Raw genomic sequence first — 23,438 nt, 5'->3', positions numbered from 1 at the left:
GGAGCTGTGCTTTTTTACTCAGACGGCTTGCTCAATTGAGCAGTCCCGCGTATTTCATCATATTCAGAATCATCACGGCAGACTCTGCGCGCGACGTGTTCTTGGTCGGGGACAGCGTGCCGTCTCCGTTGCCGTTCAAAAGTTTCGCCGCCGTGAGGGCGTCGACTTTGTCTTTCGCCCACGACGCGATGAGGTTTGCATCTTGGAAGACAAGCGGTGTGCCGCCGGTCGGGGTCTTGCCTTTGTAGTGCAGGGCGTTGTAGATCATCGCCGCCGCTTGGTTGCGGTCCACGAGGTTTTCCGGTGCAAACTGCCCGTTGCCAATGCCTGTGGCGATGCCCGCTTTGACCGCCGCTCCCACGTTTCCTGCATACCAAGCGTCCTTTGAAACGTCGGTGAACGACGCCGTCAATTCAGGTTGCGGTTGCAGACCGAGCGCACGGACGAGCAATGTGACCGCTTCGGCACGGGTCAAGTTGCCTTCCGGATCGAAGTGCTGCGAATCTTTGCCGCTGATGACGCCCTTCGTCGCCAGTTGCTCGATCGTCGAGCGACCCCAATGGTTTTGGATGTCTGCAAACGTGACGACCGTCGGGGTCGGGGCGGGTTGACGCTCTGCATACGTGCGTGCCGCATACACAGATTGCAACGTGCTGAACGCCAGCGAGCCGTGTACATCAGACGCGGGACTCTCTGCCACGATGTCGAGGAAGTCGAGTTTCAACGGGAACTTCGCCGTGTCCGGCAAGCGGAACGTCACAAACTTCCACCCGTTAAAATTGATTCGAGGTTGGTTGGTCGCTTGAATCGTCGTGCCGTCCGGTCGTTCAAACGACGCGATCATCTTCAAGTTGGAGTTGTCTCCATACACCCAAGCCCCCACGCCGATCGGGTTGACGGTCGCGAGTTCGTTCGGGCCGGGAATTGCCAACGCATCTTTGGGATAGAACACGAACTGTTTCAGCCCGCTTCCCGCCGGGAACGAATAATTCGCCGTCAGAGACGCCGCGTTGTCACCGTGAACTTGACTCGAAGTCGAACTCAGAGCGCCGACATTGCCCCAACGAGTGCTGAGCAACCACTCTCCGCTGTTGGCCATCGAATTCAGCGTTTTGGTGACATAGCCCACGCCAAGAGTTGCGCGGGCGGTTACGTTGCCCACGGCGGCGGTCACTGTGACCGTGCCGTTTTTCGCACCGGCTGTGAAGAGGCCTTGGGCATCCACGGTGCCAAGTGCAGCGTCCGACGTGCTGAATTTCACCCACTCCGGCTTCATGGCGAACTTCGAGCCTCGGAACGTTCCCGAGACGGTGAAGCTTTGTGTCTCGCCATTGCCCAAGTCGAGCACGGACGGCGAGATCTGCAAGGTGTCCACTTGGTCGAACACCGTCACAGGCACAGAAGTCGTCGCTCCGTTCGTTGCCGTTGCGCGTATTGTGCCGCTTCCGCCGGTGTTGCCTGCGGTGAACGTGCCGTCTGCAGAAATCGTGCCGAGCGTCGTCGGTTCGACCTTGTAGGAGACAGATTCGTTCGGGAGCGGATTGTAATTCTCATCGCGCACGTAGGAGGAGATTTTTTTCGTCATGGTTTTGAAAAGTTCTACGGCTTGGCCGTCGTTGGACGTGACGTAGGTGGCTTTGCCCGGAGCTGAGGTGCTGAAAACGAACAGCCCGTTGGCGACTCGGCGTTCATAGCCGTCTGACGGGTCGTTTGCCACAGACGCCGTCGTGTCTCCGGGTTGGCGCACGACCATGTCTGTGGAACCGCCGCCGTCCAGCAACATCGCATCGGAGATGCCTCGAGCGGCGAAGTAGTTCGCCATCTGCGAGAATGTCAATCCGATCGACTCGTTGGATCGTCCGTCGACGGTGACTTGCAACATGTGTTGCCCGTCGGACGTGATGCCCACGCCGGTCAGCGGCCCTTTGTAATTCGGCGTGTTGTCCGGCTTCACCGGATCGTTGTACGACGTACCGCCCTTGAGCAGAATCGGACCGCCGCCAATCGAGAATTTGAGTTTGGAAGAGTCCGGGTTGGTGCCGTATGTCATCTTGACGGTGTCGCCAGGTTTCATGTTGCCCGTTACAAATGAAATGGCGTCGGAACCCTGTGCAATCAGCTTCACATAGCCAGGATACGGCAATTCCATGACGGTCTGAGCGGGCAAGATGTCGTGAACTTTGTACTCCCCGCCGTCCGGCATCCGCTCCAAGACGACGACGGTCGCATTGGTCAACATCTCCCAGTAGCCGAGGTCGCGCGTCATCAGAAGCAACCCGTTCGAATATGAAGTCGGGTGGACGTTCAAGCCCGACAGAGCACTGGCTTGGTTGTTCGCAGCTGTAATCTGACCTGTGAACGTGTACTTCCCGATCTGCACTTTGTTGTCTTGCGTGATGCCAAGCACCGCGGCGTCGGACGGGCTGTGAATCAAGTTGCCGTTCTGCGTCGACATGCCAAGCGCCATGCCGGATGCTGAGATTTCATAGTAGTCCCCGTTGGTGCCGGCCACGGCTCCGGTGCGTTTCGCCATCTCAAGAGTGGTCTCGTTTCGATCACTCTCCAACGTGTCGTGCGCGAGTACGGGGCGCACGGAGACGTTCGGGTCGCTGAGGTCTGTCCACGTCTCGTTCAGGACAAGCGGTCCTGAACTCGTTTGGTAGCTGAATTTCTGGTAGGTGACGCCCTTGGTCACGATCATCTTCGGCGACTCGGTCGAACTGAGGATGGTCGGCCAGGAGTAAATCTGCGCAGTGGCAGCAGACGCTGGTTGAATCACGACCCCCGAGGTTCCGAAGATGAGCGTGAGGCTCAATGCCCAAGCGGCCGTCCGCTTGAGTCCTTGACGCAATTGCATCGGTACACTCTCTCCCTCCAACTAGACTGATAGTTTGGTAGATTTTCAGTCTACTATTGATCATTGTTAAAGACCATAGGGAGATAGTCTTAAATGAGGGAGACGCTCCACGCAAGTACGATTTGTGCGGCAAAGTACGTTGCCATGACCGAAACTTCCGCCAATAGCGACGGTTTTACAAAACGGTTCCATGCCAAAATGGAGTCTGAGACCATGAAAAAACCGGCCCCTGCGAGGATCAATCCCTGTCCAGACAGCCACGCCCGCCAGACCATCGCGAGAATCACCAGAATATAGAGAACCACCGCCGCGAGCAGCCCGTACCCGCCCGATTTCAGAACCCCGCGACGAAGAACGGCGAAATATCCGATGCCAAACAAAACGAGCACGCCTGCGACCCACCAACCGCTTCCCTGTGCATCCACCGCTTGCGGAAACGCCGCGATATAAAAGAAGTGCGCGAGGAGAAAAGACGCCAACCCCGCGATGAAGCGGTCGCTTGGCAGTACCAAAAAAACATCCCCCACCAAAGACAGCAGAAGTCCCGCAATCAACCATCCCTGCGAAGCCGAAACCTCATGCCCCGACAAATTCGCACCCCAGACGGCAAGGAAGATCACAAGCACCATCGTCCCCGGCTTCCACAAGTAACGAGCTTTCGACCACCCTTTCGCGATACAGAACAAATCAACCAACCCACTCACCACAGCCGCTCCCGTTACAACCCACATCTCCCGAACCCCCCATTTCTAAAAACACCATCAAAACTTCACCCGCTCATGAAAAAACACCTCACCCGCCCTAGTGCGGATGAGGTGTTTTTTCCATGCTCACTGCTTTTTCTCCTGCTCTTCGAGGTATTCGATCCGCTCCGAAATCGTCGGGTGCGTGTAGCGGAAAAACTTAACGATCTCAGGCGGGTTCGGGTCGGAGAGGCTCAGGCGGGCGAGTTTTTGAAAACTGTGGATGCCCGACTCCGGGTTGTCGGTGACTTCAACGGCATAGGAGTCTGCCGAATGTTCGTAGTACCGCTCCACATAGTTCTCCAGCGGAGACGAAGCAAATGAAATCACGGAGATCAGCAACAACCCGACCGGCACCGCCGACAGATCGTGCACGTGCTCGATGTGCCAATGCTCGCCCATCCAGCGCACGATGCGGCGGAATGTAACGGCGATCAGATAGACCATCACAAACGTCCCGGCCACCGTCCCCGCAAAGCCCCATAAGATATGATGTTTCACGTAATGGCCCATCTCGTGCCCCATGATGAACACGATCTCGTCGTCGTTTAACTTCTGCAACGTCGTATCCCACAGCACAATTCGAGCGCTCGGCCCGATGCCGTTGACATAGGCGTTGAGGGCGTTGGTTTTCTTCGACATATCCACTTCGTAGACGTCGTCGCTCGGGATGTCCGCTTGGTGGGCGAGGTTGAGAATTTTCGTTTTGAGCTCTTGGTTCTGCAACGGTCGGAAATCATTGTAGAGCGGGTCGACCACGATCGGTTGGATCACGATGACAAACGCCGTCAGCGGAATCGACACCATCCACATCCAGAGCCACCAACGGCGGGGGCTTTTTTTCAAAAACAGCCAGGCAAGCCAAATCACCGGAATCGTCATCACGGTGTCGACGCCAAGCGAGATCAAGTTGTCTTGGAACCAAGCCTCCGCAGTCATGTTCGAGACCCCGTAGTTGACGTCGACGACATGGCGGTACCAATCGAGCGGCATCTCGATCAACGTGACCACGATCTGAAACAGCACCGTGTAGACGGTGACCTGCCCAAGGGACGAAGATCTAAAAATCCGCGTGGCACGGTCGCGCATCTTCGCCGAGAGCCCCGCTGCCAGCACGAACAGAAGCACGACCCAGTGGAAGCCTTGTCCTGCAAAATAAAGGGCATCTTTGATTCGCGAGTAGTCCTCGGCGCGCTGGTATTCGGCGGCACTCATGAACGACAGCGGATTCGCTTCATCTCCGTTCGGAGTCTGAACGACATGTCCCGTGTCTTTGTAGACATAGTAGGACACTCCCAAACTCCCGAGGAGAATCAAGAGACAGATTGGAAGTGTCAGATAGGCACGCAAACTTTTCATCGGCAAGTCTCCCCCCTACGCCATCCTATTCGCAACCTCTCTCCGACATTCATGGTAGGATAAGGAGAGGAGGTTGATCACAATGCAAAACATCCAAAGAGAAGTAACTCTCGATATTATTGTCCGTTCTACGGAGATTGACGTCAACGGGCATGTGAACAATGCCAAGTATCTCGAATACCTCGAATGGGGTCGTGAGGAATGGTACGAAGTGAACGGGCTGCACTACGATGCGTTCACCGAACTGGGCATCCAAACGGTCACCGTTAACATCAACATTAATTATCGTAAGGAATGCAAGCAAGGCGACGTTTTGACGATTAAAACCTTCCCCGAACGCATGGGCAACACCTCGTATTCCTTGAAACAAGAGATCTCGAACCAGCATGGCGAACTCTGTGCAGACGCTGTGGTTACCTCGGTCACGATGGACATCGAGACCCGCAAAGGCAAAGCGGCTCCTGAAGTTTTGAGAGTTTTGTTTAACTAAAAAATTCAGTGATTTGTCAATTGCAAATGAATGAGTTTCGTGTGATAATACCTGAGGTAGTTGTCACGCAAACCATTTAACAATTGAGGAGCAGTTATTGCATGGAAGATGTTTGGACGAGTGCAGGAGAGCAGACATTGTGGTCATGTCTGGCGAATCGGACGCAGAACGCGTTTCGGTCGGTGGGTGGCAAGTTGTACCTGACCAGCCACAAGCTGTCGTTTGTCGCGCATCAGTTTGACTCGAACTTCTTGGGGCAGAACTGGAGCGTGGAGATTCATGAAATCAAATCGGTCGACTTGCAGGACCTGTTTGGCGGCGGCCTGCGCAAGCGCTTGCGAGTGGAGCTGTCCGACGGCACCGTGGAATTGTTCGTCGTCAACCAACTTGACAAGGTGATTGCTTTGTTGAAACAGCACATCTGATCCCTTTGCACAGGATTTTCATAAAAAGTTGTAACATGGCAGACACTACCTCCGACTGTATGTACGAGACTACGCACGACGTACGTGCTGGGAGGAATTCTGCCGATGCGACGCATTTGGTTGTTTTTGTTTGTGGGGATGCTGGCGGTTGCTTCGCCATTCGCGTTTCAGAAAAAGGTGCCGACCGTTTTGGAAGTGGTTTCGAACGGGGCGGTGCAACCTTTGGAAGATGGTCTGTATTCGTACAAGGGCATCGACACACGTCACGGTCCGCAGTGCGTCGAGTACGCGGAGCGTTTTTATACGTCGCTTTTTCCCATGACGTTTCCGTTTCATAACTCCGGCCCCGGAGCGTATGACATCTGGGAGGGCGTGGCGGAGAACAAGGACGTCGGGAGTTGGGCGTCGCATCGGCAGTATTTCGTCGCATATGAAAACGGCACAACGGTACCGCAAGCGGACGACATGTTGCTCTACGACCGCACGCGCGGCGGAGGTTGGGGGCATATCGCGATCATCGCGGAAGTACACCCTGAAGCGGTCGTGATCTTGGAGCAAAACTCCGGACACGACACCCGCAGAGTCCTCCCCCTCATCGAAAACCGCATCGTCGACCGCGGGGTCAAAGGCGTCATCCGTTTGAAAGCACAAGACCAACAAGAACACGAACAGGAGTCCGTCCACTGACGGGCTCTTTTTTTCATGCTTTTCCTGCTAAAAAGGGCGCAAAAAAACCGCCCGTTTCTCGCTCCGGGCGGTCTTTGCTTACTCAAAGTGATGAAAATCGCTTTGGTCTTGCTCGATGCTCTCCGCGAGTTCGAGGAAGTCCTTGCCGTTGATGACTTCGGTGTCGTCAGTATAATGAGAAGCAAGCTTGCCGCGATGTACCAGCTCTTGAAGTTCAGCCACTCTCATTCCGGTGCGATCGGACAGTTCGAACAACGTGTACGCCTTGTCCTTGTGAATGCGATGGTTGGTCATGATTCCATTCCCCTTCCACATGGTACTCTCACACAGTTAAGATACCAAGGTGGCGTCGAACTTATGCTGGTCTGGTCTGGTTGGGCCGCCCTCTAATTCAGAACGCGCGCACGTTGAAACAACGGGTTATTCTGGACTTTCACCTGAATTTCCGGATCTACGTTCGCTTTCGACGAGATCGTCCACGCGGCGAGGTTCGTACCGCACTCCACCGCTTGTTGCAAACCAAACCCGTTCGCCAAACCGTACACCGTGCCGGAGAAGAACGAATCTCCCGCACCCGTCGTGTCTACCACCTGCACCGACTCGCACGGCACATAGCCGAACTCGTTGTGCAGACGGTCGTAGAACACGCTGCCGTGTTCACCCATGGTGATGACAGCGGTCTGCAGGCCGCCCATTGTCAATTGACGGGCTGCCATCTTGCATTCCTCCGGCGAAGTCAGCGTGAGGCCCAAGAACTCCTCCGCTTCCGCCTTGTTGCAAATGAACAGGTTCAGTTCGTTGATCATCGACTTGCGTTGCATCAAAACATCTAAGTTGCCAACGATGCCGTAGACCGGCTTGCCGTATTGTTTCGCCCAGCCAAAAATCTTGTTGACGACGCGCTCGGCGAGGTCAAACTCGATGACGATGGCGTCTGTGTTCTTGACGATCTCTTCGCCCTGCGTTTCCAGGAGCGTTTCCAGCGGTTGCAAGTTCGGCTTCTGCGAAATCGAAGCCGCCAAATCTCCGTCATGATCGAGTACTGCAAGCCACATCCCCATGCCGCGATCCGCTTTCACCACGCGGTTGGTGCTGATGCCGATCTCTTGAAGACCTGCCAGCACCGCATCTCCTTGCGACGTTACGTCGACAGAAGACAGGAATTCTACTTGACCACCTGCACGTGCAATGGCCTCTGCCACGTTGCGGCCAACCCCGCCGCTCACGAACTCGATATCCCCTACGTTCTTGCACTCCGCATTGATCTTGGCGTTTGCATAGCCTTTGATGTCTACGAAAACGGTCCCGATCACTGTAATCGTCAAGGTAACGCCCTCCCCATGTGTGTCAGCTAATAATATTTCCATTATACTTGGATTTTCGACATAACCCAACATTTTTTTACACATTCTATAAATTAGTTGGGCTACCAAGTCAACAAAAAGAACTCTCTCAGGAGCTGAGAGAGTCTTTTTTTGGAATTATTTGTAGAGTACGACTGCGCCGACCGATTTGTCGCCTGCAGCACCGTTGACACGAACTTTCAAACCGTAGGAAGTCAAAGCGCGACCTGCATCCGGCATGAAGGTGTTCTTGTACGAGTTGCTGTCGTCAAACAGCGATTGAGCCGGTTGGCTCGGGTAGAGCAACGTTTGGATGCCCGGGTAGTTCAGGTTCAGACCGGAGGTCGGAGCCAGACCGAAGGCAGCGTCTGCTACTTGGTAGCGGGAAGATGCGGTTGCACCGAAGTCCCAGACCATCTTTTGGCCGAGGTGCGCGTCGACGACTCCGAGGAAACCGTCGCCCGGGTGAACGCCCGTCCAGTTGTCGGAGTAGGAACCGTCCACGTACCAGACGACGAGGCCCGGATCGTAAGACATCAGGGAAGCGCCGCGGCGGATGTGAGCAAGACCTTTGTCCACACCGGCTTGGTTACGCCATTCCATCAGGTAGTAGTGGTCGGTGTATTTGTTGCCGTCGTTTTTCGTAAAGCCGTTGTAGGTGAAGGAATCGGTTGCTTGGTCGCCGTCATCGGAGAGCAGAGTTTGGCCGTCTGCGGTGACTTTTACATTGTCGACGAAGAAACCATCGTAGTTGGTGCCGCTGTCGGTTGCATAGCGGAAACGCAGTTGGATCTTCTGACCTGCGTATTGGGACAGGTCGAAGGATTCGTTCTGCCAGCCGTTCGATTGACCCGTGAAGCCCGGAACGGAAGAGATGATGTTCGGGAAGGACGACGGGTTGACGTCAGAACGGGTGTTTGCGTTGGAAAGAGACTTCCAAGAAGAACCGTTGTCGGTGGAAACTTGGACGAAGCCGAAGTCCCACTGGTCTTCGATGTTGTACCAGGTATCGAAGTTCAGAGCTGCTTGGGTCTTGCCGGTCAGGTCAAGCGAGGTGACCATGTTGCGTTCAACACTATCGCCTTGGCCGCCCCAGAAATCGTGCGCGCCGGAAAGCGGAGCGAGGATCGGGGATTTTTTCTGCGGCAGGTTGACGCGCAGTTGGGTGTAGTTCTGGCCGTTCGGAGAGTTCGCTTGGTCGAGCAGGAACTGCGAACCTTTGGTGGAGATGTCAGACCAGTTTACAACTTTCTGAGAAGCCCAGTTGCCGCCCAGAGTTGCTTGGAAGTATTCCTTAGCATACGGAGAGAAGCCGGTCGGTTCTGCGCCCGGGATGTCGCCCGCCCAAGAGCCGGATGCCATGATCGACCAGTAGCCGATCGCTTCGCCCGTGCCGGAGTAGACGGTGTCGTACTCGTCCGGCAGGCCGAGGTTGTGACCGAATTCGTGAGAGAAGACGCCGGTTGCGCCGTCTTCCGGCATGACCATGTAGTCATAGAAGCCCGGCAGACCTTTGCCCAGACCGTCCGGATCGTAGAAGACTGCAGAACGGTGCGACCAGATCGCGTTGTTGCCTTGTACGCCGCCGCCCGCTTCTTGGCCCATGCCGGAGTGGATCAGCATCAGGGAGTCAACGAGGCCGTCCGGCTCGTTCGTGATGCCGTCGCCATCGAGATCGTGCGGATCTTCGAGGTCGTAGTCTTGCAGCGGAATGCCCGCCGCTTTCGCTGCGTTGTACACGTCCTTCACGAACGTCTTGGAGCCGCCCGGAGCTACGTTGTCATGACCGCCCTTCGGGTTGTCTGCACCGTAGTACGCTGCAGAGTGCGGAACTTTCAGCCAGCCGTACGCTTTCCCGTCAACGGTGAAGGTACCGCCCGATTGTTGCAGGTAGAATTGACGTTGCGAAACGAGGTTCTCGCCGTGCGGGCCGGTTACGCCGTTGTCGCCGAAGATCATGTCTTCGTAGTGTTGCAGGGTGTAGTCGGAGTAGTAGTTGTCAGACTCGCCCGGCTTGATTTGGTTGTGTGCAAAGTCAGAAAATTCTACAGAGAGAACGAGAACTTTCGACTTGCGAACAGCACCGGTGTAGGCGGTTTCTTGAACCGGGTCCGGCTGTTTTTTGTAATGGCCGTTTTTGTTGCCGTTGCCGTTGAGCAGGCCGTTGTTGAAGCCTTTGAACTGCGATTGTTTCGCAGCATCTTGTGCTTTGACTTGAGCAGCGAACGGATCGTTCTCTTTCACGTCAAAGTCAGTCTTGCTCTTGAGTTGGATGTAAGACTGAAGAGCTGCTTGCTTTGCTTCTTGCGTAGCGTCTTGCGAGACAAGACCTTGTTTGATCAAAGAATCAAGAAGTTTATCTTCATTGACGATGTTCATATCGATATCGCCATGATTGTCTGCCTGAACTACCGATGCAACCTGTTGTTCTGCGTCAGTCGTCGGAGCTGCAAACACGTTACCCGTCAACAGTGTGCTTGCCATCAGTGCTGATGCGACACCTGCTGCGACGTGCTTTTTCTTGTTTTTCTTCATCTCATCGCCTCCCGTATTAAATGACCCCTTATTCTCTGGTGGTGCAACGCTAGTATAATAGACACAATATTTAGAGTCAACCGTATTTGAACAAAAATTTTGTCTATTTTAAAATGTGTCTGTTCTCTTACGACACATAATTTCCAACATTGAAATCTTGACGAAAACCCACTTTCTAGGCAAAGTGGTAGAGGAGAAGTACCAGCAGAGGGGATTCTTAGATGAAAAAAATTCTACTCGGCGTTTTGTTTGCCGCCGTCGTGTTCGCTCCGTTGCATCTGCCGACCGAAACCAACGCGTTTCCAAATCAAGACAAGCACCATGCGATGTTGAGATTGGAAGATGTCGGTCCCGGCGGGTCTTACGAGACGCTTGACGACCTCGGAAAGCTGCGCGCCATTTTCGAATATCTGGAAAGTCAGAACGTCCCGTTCCATGTCGCAACCATCGCCCGCTCCAAACACATTCAGCCTGACGGAACTTGGTATGAAAAAGGAATTGACGACCCCAACCCGGACGAAACTGTCAAACAATTTACCGCTTTGCTCCGGGATGCCCAAAACCACGGAGCAGTGCTCGGCATGCACGGCTACACCCACCAGTACGGAGACGCCAAACGCCCCGACAACTACCAAGACTCGGGGACAGGCTTTGAATTTGACGTCGAGGGGGCCGTCGAGACGACCACAGCCGAATATGCATCCGATAAGATTCAGAGCTCTCTCGCTGCTTTTGAAAAAGCGGGCTTCGTACCCGGCTTCTGGGAATCGCCGCATTACCACGACAACCGTGAACAAGAGGAAGTGTTCCGCTCCTACATGGGCGTGCTCTACCAACCGGACTACCGCTCGTTGCGTTCCTTCAAAGACATGACAGTTTACGAAACGCAGAATACGTTTGGAAGCCCGACACTCGGTTCCGCTTATATCCCGGCTCCCCTGAAGTACATCACAGACCGCAACAGCGTCACCGCCGTTCTCGACCGCTTGCCTACGTTTCGCGGTCTAGGTGCGATGTACTACCATCCGTTCCTTGAATTCCCGTTCCTCGAACGAGTTCTTGGAGCCGATGGCAAACCGCAAATTCGCAATGGACTCCCTGAATACCGCTACAAAGCAACCGACCCATCCAACTTGCATTTATTAGTAGAGGGATTCCGAGACCGCGGATTCCAGTGGGAGTCGCTCTATGACGTCCTCCCCTTTTCGCCGGCCCATCGCATCGAATTGCCACTGGGCACACAGTCGTCTGACATCATGGTCGGGCACGTCAGCGGCAATCCCAACGCCGACATCGTCCTGCATGACAAAAACCGTGTCCAAGTGTTCACCGGAAACTACAAATGGCCGCGCAATCGCACGCAACCCGCTCCCAGGGAGTGGTTGAAGACGACGTTTGCTCCCTCTGAGCAATTCCTGCTTGGAGATGTGAACGGCGATTCGCTGCAAGACCTCATCGCCTACGACAAAGCCAACGGCACTCTCCGACTGTTCCCCTCCACCGGAACGAACTTCGGACAAGCCGAAACGATCGGCCTCTTGCAAGGCGGATTCGATGTCATACAAACAGCCGATCTCAATGGAGACTCCCACCCTGACTTGTTGCTGCGTCGCGGCGGTGAACTCTGGTCGGTCTGGAACTCCAACGGCCGCTTCGCCGACCTGCGCAAAATTTCGGACATTCCGCTGGATGCCGTCATTCGCTCTGCCGACTTCAACGGAGACAAACGGGATGATGTGCTGATCTACAGCCAAGACGTGAACTCTCTGCGGATCATGAGCTACACGTCCAACAACAACGCATCTTGGGGCGACACCTTCCAAACCACGCTCAACGATCTGAAAAAAAGCTCGCAAGTGCTCACCGGAGATGTGAATCATGACGGGCTTGCCGACGTCACTCTCTACGACCCGGAGAGCGGTCTCTGGCAAGTGCTCGACAACACGGGCAACTACCAACTCAAAGCGCACGACAACCTCTACGGCCCGTGGGCAAGCGGCGATCACACCGCGTTTGCCACCGACTTCGACGGCAACGGAAGCAGTGACATCGCGGCGTTCGATCCTGTGCATCACACGCTCGACCTCTCCCTGTCGTTCCGCTCAAAAACCAACTAAACATGCAAGCCAATGTACATCCGGCCTCTCTCCACGAGGGGCCGGATGTATTTTTATGCGAAAAAGCGGAAATGAAAGTGAAAACGGTTACGTCCACACCTCAACCTCCCCTACACCTTTCTAATTATTTGAACATTCTAGAACTTCCGCATACAATGAGTCCAACAAATGATGTTAGCTTATATAACACGAACTTTTCATCATCTCATCGAGGAGCGTGATTGACTTGAAAAAATGGAGATGGGGGCTCGCGCTGGCCACCGCGGGGTTGACGATCCCAAGTGCAGCATTCGCCGACGACCCGACCGTAAAAGACGCCATCCAAGCAGTCGACGCAGTCTGGGTACTGGTCGCAGCCGTCTTGGTGTTCTTGATGCAAGCAGGATTTGCACTACTTGAAGCCGGTGTCACCCGGATGAAAAACGCCGGACACATCGCCGGGAAAAACGTCCTGAGCTTCGCCATCGCAACGCTGGTCTTCTGGGCGGTCGGGTTTGCCTTCTCGTTTGGAGACGGCAATTCATGGATTGGCGTACACGGATTCTTCCTCGACACATCGGATGACAACATCGGCAACGTGTTCTCGTCGCTCTCGTTCGCAGACGTTCCGATGGGCGCCAAGTTCATGTTCCAAGTCGTATTCGCAGGCGTGTCGCTTGCCATCATGTGGGGCGGGATCGCCGAACGTGCAAAACTGATCGTCTACTTCGTGTTCGGCTCTCTGTTCATCGGGTTGATCTATCCGGTCATCGCCCACTGGGTCTGGGGCGGCGGTTGGCTCAGTAAACTGGGCATGCAAGACTTCGCCGGTTCCACCGTCGTTCACTTACAAGGCGGTGTCGCCGCACTGGTTGGCGCGATGTTGCTCGGTCCGCGCATCGGCAAATACAACAAGGACGGCACGACCAACTTGATTCCGGGTCACAATACCGTCTATGCCGTGCTTGGCGTCATCATCCTCTGGTTTGGTTGGTTTGGCTTCAATGCAGGTTCGACGTTCATGGCGCAAGGCACGTTTTTCCCCTACGTGGCGATGACGACCAACCTCGCCGCGTCTGCCGGTGCCGTCGCCGCTCTGCTCACCGCGTGGATCGTTCTGAAAAAACCGGACATCGGCTACATGCTCAACGGGGTCCTCGCAGCTCTCGTCGCGATCACCGCGTCTTGCGCCTATGTCAAACCGTGGGCAGCCGTTGTCATCGGAGCGATCGCAGGTACGTTCATGGTCTTCTCGGTGTTGTTCTTCGACCGTGTGGCCAAAGTTGACGACCCGGTCGGCGCTTTCTCCGTACACGGTGTGGCCGGGATCTGGGGCACGCTGTCCACCGGTTTCTTCGCCGCACCCGACCTTGTGGAAAAATTGGGCGTCGGCAAACCGGGCCTGTTCTACGGCGGAGGGTTTTCACAACTGGGCGTGCAAGCGCTCGGACTGGTTGCTTCCTTCGCATTCGTTTTCATCGCTTCGTTCCTCGTCCTCTATGCCATCAAAAAAATCGTCGGCCTGCGCATCTCTCGTGAAGAAGAGATCATCGGCCTCGACGTTTCCGAACACGGCGCGTCCGGCTACCCCGAGCAGTTGCCGCACGGTGGTGAGTATCTGAAAGTCAAGTAACCGAACGGGGAGTGATCGGCGATGCAACTGGATCGGGTGTACACCTGGACTTGGATTCGCCAAAGCATTGAATCGGCGGAGAGTCTTCACGACCTCCGCCGTACCCGCGAAAGCATGGCCGACGTCGCGGAACGGTGGTCGTTGCGCGGGATGGCGATGGCCGAAGTCTGCGCCTCCGTCAACCTCTGGCACGACTTGCTCATGCGCCGCGCTCTCGACTTCGCCCTCCACGACGCAGAAAAAAAGGGCCTCGGCACACCGCCGGCCCCTTTTTGCTGGTTGCTGCTCGGCAGCGGCGGTCGTCGCGAGTTGACCTTGCACCCCGACCAAGACAACGCGCTCGTCTACCGAAGCCTCGCGAGGGATGAGGACGGCCGGACGAAGGAACGGTCGTTTTTTCAACAGGTGGGGGAGATCGGGAACGCACGGCTGGAGGAGATCGGGTATCCCTTCTGCTCGGGGTTCGTCATGGCGGCGAACACGCGTTGGAACGGGACGGTCGAAGAATGGCACGAACAGTTCCAAAAGTATGCGGATTACCCGGATTGGAGCCACACGCGGCATCTCTTGATCGCGTCAGACCTGCGTCCGATCTATGGAGAGGAGTCGCTGGCGAGAGAATTGCGAGGTTGGTTGGTGGAACGCATTCCACAGATGGAGTTTCTCAAATGGCAAGTCGCCGACAACGGCCTGTCCACCAAAACAGGTCTCGACTTTTGGGACCGCTTCCGCATTGAACGGTGGGGAGATCACGTCGGTCGGCTACATCTCAAAGAAGGCGGGTACCTGCCGCTCGTCAACGCCGTTCGTCTCTGGGCGATTGCCCATGGCATTGAGCAGACGAATACAGGTGAGCGAATCGCGGAGTTGGTTCTGCGCGGCATCTGGACGGCCGAAACGGCACGCCCGGTTTTGGATGCCTACGAATATCTGCATCATCTTCGCCTGTGGGAGAACTATGTCAGTCCTGATAAGTTGCCGTCGGGAGAAGCGTTGCATCTGAAAGTCGTCTTGAAAACGGTGCGGGCGTTGCAGAAGCGGACCGCGAAGTACTTTGTAAAGCCGAAGTGAGGAGGGAGCCGGCATGGAGCAGAATAAGTTCGGGTTCTTCCACCGTTTTGTTCGAACTCCGTTGCAAGAGCTGTTTGCGTCCACCTCGCACGAGGAAATGAGCTCCCAAGCCCTCTTCCGACATACGATCCGGGAGGCGAGGAACAAAGCGGCGTGGGAGATGCCTTTGACGGAAGTGCGGTTTGTTGTCGTGGATACGGAGACGACCGGGTTCCAACCCGGCAACGACGCGCTGCTCTCCGTCGGCGCCGTCGAAGTGCTGGGGAACATCGTGCGGGAAAAAAGGATGCATTCCCTGGTGCGTCCCGATCCCGCTCAATCGATTCCCCCGCATGTCGTCGAGTTGACGGGACTTCGTGATGAGGACGTGGCGAGTGCTCCGCCCTTGCGCGAGGTGATGCTTCTGTTCTTGCAGTTCGTCCACGATGCCGTTCTGATCGCGCACCATGCCGGGCACGACATGCGTTTCCTGAACGCGGGGCTCAAAAAAACATACAAAGCCCACCTCCCCCATCGTGTCATCGACACGGTAGACGTCGCCTGCTGGCTGCATCCGGAACTTTCGTCCTACACGCTGGATGATCTGCTCGCGCTCTACGAAATCCCCGTTCGCGGGCGGCACACGGCTGATGGAGATGCCCAGATGACAGCCGAGTTGTGGTCTTGTTTCGTCAATCAAGCGTTGGCGCGCGGTGTGTCGACGCTGGGAGAACTGATTGAAGTGGTTGTGTTAGCGAAACGAGAAAAGGGAATGAGCCTCTAGGGGCCCATTCCCTTTTTTCGTGATGTTTCGATGATTAGCGGTGGAGGACTTTCGTGTATCCGGAAGCCTCGCGTGCGATTTCCCACTCGGCATCGTCTACGATGTCGAGCAGGGTGTACCAGTCGTCGCCGAGGTCGTCAAGTTTCATCAGATAGCCTTCGCGCTCGTCGGAGATGCGTTCTGCCAGCACGTAGCGGGTGTTGTTGAGGGTGAAGAGTTTGACGATGTCGTAGTCGAACACCCCGTGGTCGTTGATCTCGAGATGGAGTTGCTGCCCGATGAGGTTGTCAAGGTTCTCTTCCATCAATCCGATTTCGTTTCTCATGGTGATCCTCTCCTTACTTAGGTATGCGCGGAGGAAGCAAACTCAAATGCCCCGCTTCCTGCAAAGCCCGCAGTTCTTCAATCCTCTCAACCGATACATGTTGCGACGGATGAGACAGACTGTAATACGGGAGCAGGATTCGTTCCCGAAAGCGATGAAGTTGCTTTTCGACAGGGGGCTGACGATGGGCTTGGTGGTGGCAGGAACTGTCGAGGCAAATTCCGTTGTCCGCCGTTCCCAAGCCTCCCTGCGCGCGCGGGAGGATGTGATGAACTTCGCGTCCGGGTCGTCCGCAAAGCACGCACCGTTCTCCATCGCGCTCGCGAATGTGCGCCCGCACCGTCGGGTTGAAGTCGTTGCGCTTCATCAGTGCCGCCCGTTCCTCACGCAGCTGTTTGCGAGTGGACGTCCGCTCTGCCATTGGTTAGTTGCGAACTTGCAGGAGCGCCGCGCCGATCACGCCAGCGTCGTTGCCAAGCTCGGCGAGACGGATCGCGGTGCCGGCCGTTACCCGCGGCAATGCGTAACGAGCGAATGCGTCCTTGAGTTGGTTGAGCAACGCCTCCCCCGCCGCTGCGACACCGCCGCCAACGACGATTACTTGCGGGTTCAGCGTGCAACCGATGTTCGCCAAGGCGAAACCGAGACGATCGATTGCGTAGGAAACGACTTCTTGCGCAACACGGTCTCCACGTTCAGCATGTTCAAACACTACGCGTGTGCTCAGCGTTTCTTCGTTTTTGAGAGTTGTGCTCTCTCCCGCGACACGTTCTTGCGCTGCGGCGACGATGCCGGTGGCCGACGAGATCGTTTCCAAGCAGCCGATTCGACCGCAGTTGCAACGGCGGCCGTTCGGGTCGATGGTGATGTGGCCGATCTCGCCCGCCATGCCGTTTGCTCCGTGAACGATCTTGCCGTCTACGAGCAGACCGCCTCCAACGCCGGTCCCAAGCGTGACAAACAGAGCGTCTGCGAAGCCTTTGCCGCCGCCCGCCCACGTTTCGCCCAGACCCGCTGCGTTGGCGTCGTTCTCGATGGCGACCGGGACATGGTCTCCGAGTCGCTTTTTCAATTCGTCGACGAGAGCTACGTCGTACCAGCCGAGGTTGACCGCACGTTCTACGAATCCGGTTTCGAAGTCGATGAACGCCGGAACTCCCACGCCAACCCCTGCGACGTCATCAAACGACCAACCCGCAAGACTTGCGAGATCGCGGGTGAACTCTGCCATGCGATTGAGCATGTGCTCGGTGCCTTGCTCAGATTCTGTCGGGCGTTCCTCCTTATAGACGATCGTCCCGTCCTCGAGCACTGCCGCGCCCTTGATCGTGGTGCCGCCAACGTCCAAACCAATCCATTTGCGCATCATTCTCCGTACCTCCCTATGTAAAAGACGCCACATGGGTTCTTCGTCCATGTGGCGTTGTTTCTTACTTCCCGAAATGCTCCAACACCGTCAGCACGTACATCGCATGCGACCAAGTCAGCGGCACGACCCAACCCGGGCCGCCGTGATTTTTGTCAACTTGCTCCGGCAAGAGGCCGGTCGTCGTCTGGTTGTCGAGCACCCATTCGAGCACTTCCGTCACCGTTGCAGCGTCGTTGCGACGGTTTGCATCCAGAGCCAACCACAGGGAGCAGAGCACCCACGGGTTGCCGCCTGCATAGTGGTCGTCTTCGTATCGACGGATGCCGCCGACGCCCTTTTGCGTGCAGAGTTCACGAACAGCTTGCGCCGTCGCCGTCACAGACGGATGCTCTGCATCAAACAACGCAAACGGGTAAGACATACCGAGCAAGGAAGCATCTACAATTGTATCATAGTCTGCTACGAACCGGTCGTACCCATGCTCATCCTGCACGATGTGAACGCCATCGCCCGCTTCTTTGCGTTCGTTGTAGACTTGCGGTTGAACGAACAGGTTGATCCCGCGGTACCAGCTTTGTTTGTCTTCGTTGAACAACTTCTCGACTTCGCCGCGAATCGATTCTGCGGCCGTCGCGTACTGTGCCGCTTTTTCCTCGTGTCCGAGGTGTTTGGCAGCTTCGGAGACAGCAAACAGCGAAGCGGATACGGCAGCCGAAGAGTACGTGTGTTGAGCGAAGCGTTCTTCCCAGAGGTCCATGCTCGGTTTCGGCATGCCGTTGTCTGCAAGCGTGGACAGCAGATGGTCGGCACCGCGTTCCATCGAATGGTAGCAAATGCGAAGGAACTCTTCGTCGCCGGTGATCAGGAAGTGTTGCCACATGCCCCAGAGAATCGAAGCCGGCTCGTCCGCTTGGTAGCCCCAAGCCGGTGCGAGGTCTCCATTCATATAATGGCGGTGGTCCCATGAACCGTCCGGGTCTTGAGCTTTCATCGCCCATTCGTAGAACTTGCGGCCGATGTCGTGGTAGCCCGCCATGTCGATCGCCGTTGTGATATAGCCCGCATCGCGGCCCCAGCAATAGCCATAGCCTCCGCAACGGGTATAGAACGGATCAAATTCCGGTGCCGCAATCAAACCGCCGTAGACAGAGTCTGCCATCAGCGAGAAGACCAACAACGAGCGGCGGTACATGAGATCGACGCCCTCGATGCCTGTTGAAATCTGACGTCCGCGAGCGAGGAAGTCCTGCGCCGCTTGCTCAGATTGTTGACGCAGAGCGTTTGCACCGATTTCACGAGCGGAGGTCAGCGCAGCACTCGCTTCGTCACGGTTGTGTCCAAAGGCGATGAAGATCGGGAATTCAACCGTTTCTCCCGGTTGTACCGTCGCCGTGAACACTTGCGCACCGTCCGAACCAAGCGCAGTCGAAGCTCCGCCGTACCCGTTCAAACGACGCGTCTGCAAATTGTGAGCCACATTGCCCACTTGGAACCCAAACGGACGGTCCGCCCCGCCGATCAGCGCCCAATACTTGCGGCGGTAATGACCGATCGCATGCGTTTGGTTGTCATAAAGTACCGATTGGTAAATCGGGCTCTCTTCCATATGAAAGTCGGTGATGTACACCAAATCGACTTCCAACGCATCACTTCCGTTGTTGGTGACGAGGTACTGGCGAACGATCACGTCGAGGTCTGTTGCAACGAAATCATAAGAAACGACTCCAAGCGGCAGTGGCGCCGAGTTGTAGGTCGTCTCGACCACATTGGTGTCCTGCACGTAGCGTTGCTCGTGCTGGAACGAATCCCCGTTCAAAGTATGCAGGTCGGAAGCGCCATTGAGACGGAGTACGGCTTGCGTTTTGTTGATATGTTGGGCATAGTCGATGGTCGGCCAGAACGCACGAACCAGTTCCCCCGTGGAAGTCAAGCACGCGAGGATGCGTCCGTTGCCGATAACAGAGTCGATCAAATACGGTTTCGGTTGAATATCAGTCATGGTCATCTCCCTTTGTTGGGCTTTGCATGAAAAAGAGTCACCCCTCCGTCAAGGGGGAGTGACTCTGAGTGTGCGATTAGAAAATCGTCTGCTCGGTTTCAGCGTTGAAGATGTGGATTTTGTCGATGTCGAGCGCGAGGGTGAAGTTCATGCCCGGCTTGACTTCGGAGCGAGCTGCTACGCGTGCGACGACCGATTGGCCCGCGACTTGCAGGTAGACGTATGATTCGGAACCCAAGTTCTCAACCACTTCGACACTTGCATCGACTTTGGAATCCGGGAAGGTTTCCAAGAACACCGGCTCGTCGTGGATGTGCTCCGGACGAATGCCGAGCACGACCGACTTGCCGACGACACCCGCTTCACGCAAGATCGCGTTGCGACCTTCCGGAAGTTTCACGTTGAGGCCCGGTGCACGGAAGAACAGAGCGCCGCCCTCTTCGGAAAGTTCGCCGCGGACGAAGTTCATCGACGGAGAGCCGATGAAAGATGCGACGAAGATGTTGTTCGGGTGGTTGTAGATTTCTTGCGGCGTGCCGACTTGTTGGATGATCCCGTCCTTCATGACGACGATGCGGTCGCCCATCGTCATCGCTTCGGTTTGGTCATGGGTAACGTAGATGACGGTGGTTTGCAGACGTTGGTGCAGTTTCGCGATCTCTGCGCGCATTTGCACGCGAAGTTTCGCATCCAAGTTGGAGAGCGGTTCGTCCATGAGGAAGACTTGCGGTTCGCGGACGATGGCACGGCCGAGAGCGACACGCTGGCGTTGACCGCCGGAGAGCGCCTTCGGTTTGCGGTCGAGCAGATGCTCGATGTCGAGGATCTTCGCCGCTTCACGAACGCGACGGTCGATTTCCTTTTTGTCGATTTTGCGCAGTTTCAGACCGAACGCCATGTTGTCGTAGATGTTCATGTGCGGGTACAGCGCGTAGTTTTGGAAAACCATCGCGATGTCGCGGTCCTTCGGGTGAACGTCGTTGACGACGCGGTCGCCAATCCACAGTTCGCCGTCGGAGATTTCCTCCAGACCTGCGATCATGCGGAGGGTGGTCGATTTCCCGCAACCGGACGGGCCGACCATGACGACGAATTCCTTGTCTTCGATATCGAGGTGGAAGTCTTTGACCGCGACGACGTCGCCGGTGTAGCGCTTATATACGTGTTTGAGTTCTACGCGTGCCATGAGGGAGTTCACTCCTTGAGCCATGTATTTGATACTTCTAGTGTATCTTGTACAGGTTCTTCCTACTATTGGGCACGTTCAACAAAACCTGCTCGTTCCTTTTGTTCAAGTTGCCCGACGCAGTGTCAGCGCGACCCAAAGCGTCCACGCCTGCAGCGGTTTCCGAACGTCAAAGCCGGTCAGCTCTGCGATGCGGTCGAGCCGGTATTGCAACGTGTTGCGGTGTATGTATAGCGAACGGGCCGTTTCCGCCGCCTGCTGTCCGTGTTCGAGAAATGCGAAGACCGTCTCGCGAAGCTCAGGAGAAAGCATCGTGAAGACTTCGTCAGGCATGACTTCCTGCAGAAACTGCGCTTGAATTTCTGCCGACAACCCGTGAAACAACCGCGAAAGTCCGAGGCGTCGGAAGTCGTGTACCCGCTCTTTGCTTTGATAGAGACGTCCGGCTTCAAGCGCAAACGTCGCTTGTCGCCGTGCATCCGGCAAGCTCGTCCCATTTGAAACGGGTGCAGAAAACCCGGCGCGGAACAACGAAAACAGCTCAGCCCCCAGCGTATCCAACCATCCCGAAAGCTCCTCTGAAAAAACGCCCTCCTCACGCTCCGGTGAGGACTGCGACTCTGTCGCCGCCTGCACATGTCGGTGATTTCGCAAATGGTTCGGCACCAAGAGGTAGATTCTATTCTTGCCATCTGTCGCAATCACGCACTCCTCGACGCTCACGAGTTCACGTAACATCTCGACCGCGTCAACCAACTCGCCCTGTTCATGAGTTCCAGAGTCGCGCTCGATGGCGATGACATGGGCTCCGACGGATGTCGGCCAGCCCATTTTTTCAAGAAGCGAAGCGAGGGTTGAGGCGTCGAGATCGTCCGTGCCCGCCAACCAGCGTTGCACGTGTTCCCGCTCTCCGCCCTGCTTGTCTACCAGCAACTCAAGCAAGTCTCCAACAGTAGGAGGGAGACTTGCTTCCGGGACGAGCAGGACGGACTGCTCATCCAGCGGGATTTGCCATTGCCCGGAACGACGAACAGGCCATTCCCCCAACGGGGAATGACCTGCTTGCACCGTGCCGTATGGAAGTAAGATTTCCGCCAACCTTTTGTTGTCGATCATCTGCAAACCTCCGATCAAAACGCTTATGCCTGCGTTACGGCTGCTTCTATTTTCTCATGCGATTTCTCTGAAGAGGAAGGCACGAAACTCATCTGCTCCCATTTGCGAGTCCGCCAGCGCCAGAGCATGAACAGACCGCGGAACCATTCGTCGGCTGCAAACGCAATCCACATGCCGAGCAGCCCCATCCCGTAGTGAATCCCGAGCAAGTAGGACAACCCGGCGGAAATGCCCCACATCGACAGAATGCCCATGTACACAGGGAACTTCGCATCCCCCGCCGCACGAAGAGACGCGATGATGACGAGGTTGAACGTCCGACCGGGTTCGATGATCAACGTCATGAGGATCAGTTTCGAACCCAATTCGATGATCGATGAGTCGGTGGTGAACAAACCCATCAACTGGTGACGGAAGAGGGAGAAGATTGCCGCCATCACAATCGCGACGACGATCGACAGCTTCAAACTGCGCAGACAAGCGCGGTAGGCGTCTTCCTTCTGCCCGGCTCCGACGTAATGCCCGACCATAATCTGCGTTGCTTGCCCGACGGCAATGGCGAACAGAAAGACAAACATCATGATGTTCTGCGTGTACACCTTCGTCGTCAAGGCTGCTGTGCCAAGCGACGAGATGAAGAACGTGATCAAAACCTGCGACGCGTTGTACGACAAGTTCTCCCCCGCCGCCGGAATGCCGATGCGCAAGATGCTGGCGAGCGCATAGCGAGGGAAATTGAACAGAGATCTAAACGGCAAGTCGCCGTTGACACGCTTATACAACAAAATCGCGATGGCGACCAACCCGACCGTACGCGCAACCGTTGTTGAGATCGAAACCCCGGTAACGCCCAGAACCGGCAGATCGAACGGGCCGAACAACATGAAGTAGTTCCCGACCACATTCAAGATGTTCATCCCGATGGTCACATACATCGCATCGCGTGTAAAACCGTGGCTGCGAATGATCGACCCGATGGTCATCATCACGGCCCCGATAAACGAAAACCCGCCGACGATATGCGTGAACTGCATCGCGAAGTCGTTCAACTCCGGCGGCAGGCCCATCCAGCGCATGAACGTATCCCCAAACAGGAACAGGACCGCACTCAAAAACACACCAAATATCAAGTTGACGGCGATGGCGACGACGGCGACTTCCGACGCTTTTTTCGGTTCCTTGGCTCCTAGAAACTGCGAGACGACAATCCCCGACCCCATCGCGACAAAACCATACAAAACAATGACGATCCCCAACAACTGGTTGGCGACCCCGACGGCAGCGACTGCATCATCTGAGTAGTGACTGAGCATCAGCGTATCGGCGTTGCCCATCAACATCTGCAGTGTTATTTCGATAAAAATCGGCCAAGTTAGCGCAAATAACGAGAACTTACGCACCGTTTCCCTCGCTTTCGTCAACGATCTCAACCTTTCCACGT

The 23,438-nt window shown here is 55.8% G+C and carries 20 protein-coding genes; 7 read left to right on the top strand and 13 right to left on the bottom strand.

The genetic code is table 11. From position 1 onward, the window contains the following. Window positions 1-31 precede the first annotated feature (31 nt). The 3 genes from JJB07_RS05235 to JJB07_RS05225 all read right to left on the bottom strand — a co-directional run bounded on the left by JJB07_RS05235 (window position 32) and on the right by JJB07_RS05225 (window position 4,959). Complete coding sequence (locus JJB07_RS05235; protein WP_201631815.1) at window positions 32-2,857, bottom strand: S-layer homology domain-containing protein; 2,826 nt, start codon at window positions 2,855-2,857, stop codon at window positions 32-34. Window positions 2,858-2,946: 89 nt separating this feature from the next. Next, complete coding sequence (locus JJB07_RS05230) at window positions 2,947-3,588, bottom strand: lysoplasmalogenase (protein ID WP_201631812.1); 642 nt, start codon at window positions 3,586-3,588, stop codon at window positions 2,947-2,949. A 99-nt stretch (window positions 3,589-3,687) separates the two neighbouring features. Next, window positions 3,688-4,959, bottom strand: a complete 1,272-nt coding sequence (locus JJB07_RS05225; protein ID WP_201631809.1) for a M48 family metallopeptidase — start codon at window positions 4,957-4,959, stop codon at window positions 3,688-3,690. Window positions 4,960-5,041: 82 nt separating this feature from the next. Here JJB07_RS05225 and JJB07_RS05220 point away from each other — a divergent pair, with 82 nt between their 5' ends. From JJB07_RS05220 to JJB07_RS05210, 3 genes are all read left to right on the top strand, one after another. Next, window positions 5,042-5,449, top strand: a complete 408-nt coding sequence (locus JJB07_RS05220) for an acyl-CoA thioesterase (RefSeq protein WP_201631807.1) — start codon at window positions 5,042-5,044, stop codon at window positions 5,447-5,449. 101 nt (window positions 5,450-5,550) lie between these two features. Next, window positions 5,551-5,874, top strand: a complete 324-nt coding sequence (locus JJB07_RS05215) for a hypothetical protein (RefSeq protein WP_201631804.1) — start codon at window positions 5,551-5,553, stop codon at window positions 5,872-5,874. A 105-nt stretch (window positions 5,875-5,979) separates the two neighbouring features. Then, window positions 5,980-6,561, top strand: coding sequence for a CHAP domain-containing protein (locus JJB07_RS05210; RefSeq protein ID WP_201631801.1), 582 nt, complete (start codon window positions 5,980-5,982; stop codon window positions 6,559-6,561). Window positions 6,562-6,639: 78 nt separating this feature from the next. On the opposite strand, the gene JJB07_RS05205 is transcribed toward JJB07_RS05210, so the two are convergent. The 3 genes from JJB07_RS05205 to JJB07_RS05195 form a co-directional block, all read right to left on the bottom strand. Further along, entirely contained in the window at window positions 6,640-6,855 is a 216-nt protein-coding gene (locus tag JJB07_RS05205; protein ID WP_201631798.1) for a hypothetical protein, read from the bottom strand. 92 nt (window positions 6,856-6,947) lie between these two features. After that, window positions 6,948-7,886, bottom strand: coding sequence for a carbohydrate kinase family protein (locus tag JJB07_RS05200; RefSeq protein ID WP_201631795.1), 939 nt, complete (start codon window positions 7,884-7,886; stop codon window positions 6,948-6,950). A gap of 156 nt (window positions 7,887-8,042) precedes the next feature. Continuing rightward, entirely contained in the window at window positions 8,043-10,439 is a 2,397-nt protein-coding gene (locus JJB07_RS05195; protein ID WP_201631792.1) for an immune inhibitor A domain-containing protein, read from the bottom strand. A gap of 221 nt (window positions 10,440-10,660) precedes the next feature. On the opposite strand from JJB07_RS05195, the gene JJB07_RS05190 reads away from it, so the two are divergent. The 4 genes from JJB07_RS05190 (at window position 10,661) to JJB07_RS05175 (ending at window position 16,002) form a co-directional block, all read left to right on the top strand. After that, entirely contained in the window at window positions 10,661-12,556 is a 1,896-nt protein-coding gene (locus tag JJB07_RS05190; protein WP_201631789.1) for a DUF2334 domain-containing protein, read from the top strand. Between the two features lie 268 nt (window positions 12,557-12,824). Continuing rightward, window positions 12,825-14,168: an ammonium transporter gene (locus JJB07_RS05185; protein WP_236587790.1), complete on the top strand. Its 1,344-nt coding sequence runs from the start codon at window positions 12,825-12,827 to the stop codon at window positions 14,166-14,168. 21 nt (window positions 14,169-14,189) lie between these two features. Continuing rightward, window positions 14,190-15,239, top strand: a complete 1,050-nt coding sequence (locus JJB07_RS05180; RefSeq protein ID WP_201631784.1) for a DUF294 nucleotidyltransferase-like domain-containing protein — start codon at window positions 14,190-14,192, stop codon at window positions 15,237-15,239. Between the two features lie 13 nt (window positions 15,240-15,252). Then, window positions 15,253-16,002, top strand: a complete 750-nt coding sequence (locus JJB07_RS05175) for an exonuclease domain-containing protein (RefSeq protein ID WP_201631781.1) — start codon at window positions 15,253-15,255, stop codon at window positions 16,000-16,002. Between the two features lie 34 nt (window positions 16,003-16,036). Here the strand turns inward: JJB07_RS05175 and JJB07_RS05170 are convergent, their stop codons facing one another. The 7 genes from JJB07_RS05170 to JJB07_RS05140 all read right to left on the bottom strand — a co-directional run bounded on the left by JJB07_RS05170 (window position 16,037) and on the right by JJB07_RS05140 (window position 23,397). Then, on the bottom strand, window positions 16,037-16,327 hold the full coding sequence (locus tag JJB07_RS05170) for a DUF1292 domain-containing protein (RefSeq protein WP_201631778.1): 291 nt from the start codon (window positions 16,325-16,327) through the stop codon (window positions 16,037-16,039). 13 nt (window positions 16,328-16,340) lie between these two features. Beyond that, the gene (locus tag JJB07_RS05165; RefSeq protein ID WP_201631775.1) at window positions 16,341-16,748 is read right to left on the bottom strand and encodes an HNH endonuclease; all 408 of its coding nucleotides are present in this window, start codon (window positions 16,746-16,748) and stop codon (window positions 16,341-16,343) included. Between the two features lie 3 nt (window positions 16,749-16,751). Beyond that, window positions 16,752-17,696 (bottom strand): ROK family glucokinase, encoded by a 945-nt coding sequence (locus JJB07_RS05160; protein ID WP_201631774.1) that lies wholly within the window; start codon window positions 17,694-17,696, stop codon window positions 16,752-16,754. A 61-nt stretch (window positions 17,697-17,757) separates the two neighbouring features. Continuing rightward, window positions 17,758-19,695: a glycoside hydrolase family 15 protein gene (locus JJB07_RS05155; protein ID WP_201631772.1), complete on the bottom strand. Its 1,938-nt coding sequence runs from the start codon at window positions 19,693-19,695 to the stop codon at window positions 17,758-17,760. A gap of 76 nt (window positions 19,696-19,771) precedes the next feature. Continuing rightward, entirely contained in the window at window positions 19,772-20,881 is a 1,110-nt protein-coding gene (locus JJB07_RS05150) for an ABC transporter ATP-binding protein (RefSeq protein WP_201631770.1), read from the bottom strand. A gap of 105 nt (window positions 20,882-20,986) precedes the next feature. Further along, a complete protein-coding gene (locus JJB07_RS05145; protein WP_201631769.1) occupies window positions 20,987-21,997 on the bottom strand; it encodes a PucR family transcriptional regulator in 1,011 nt (336 codons plus the stop codon). 23 nt (window positions 21,998-22,020) lie between these two features. Then, entirely contained in the window at window positions 22,021-23,397 is a 1,377-nt protein-coding gene (locus JJB07_RS05140; protein ID WP_347338316.1) for an MATE family efflux transporter, read from the bottom strand. Window positions 23,398-23,438: the final 41 nt, after the last annotated feature.

The organism is Tumebacillus amylolyticus, assembly GCF_016722965.1.
GTDB lineage: Bacteria > Bacillota > Bacilli > Tumebacillales > Tumebacillaceae > Tumebacillus > Tumebacillus amylolyticus.
The sequence above is the reverse complement of the archived record's forward strand: the minus strand, read 5'-3'. Positions and strand labels throughout refer to the sequence as shown.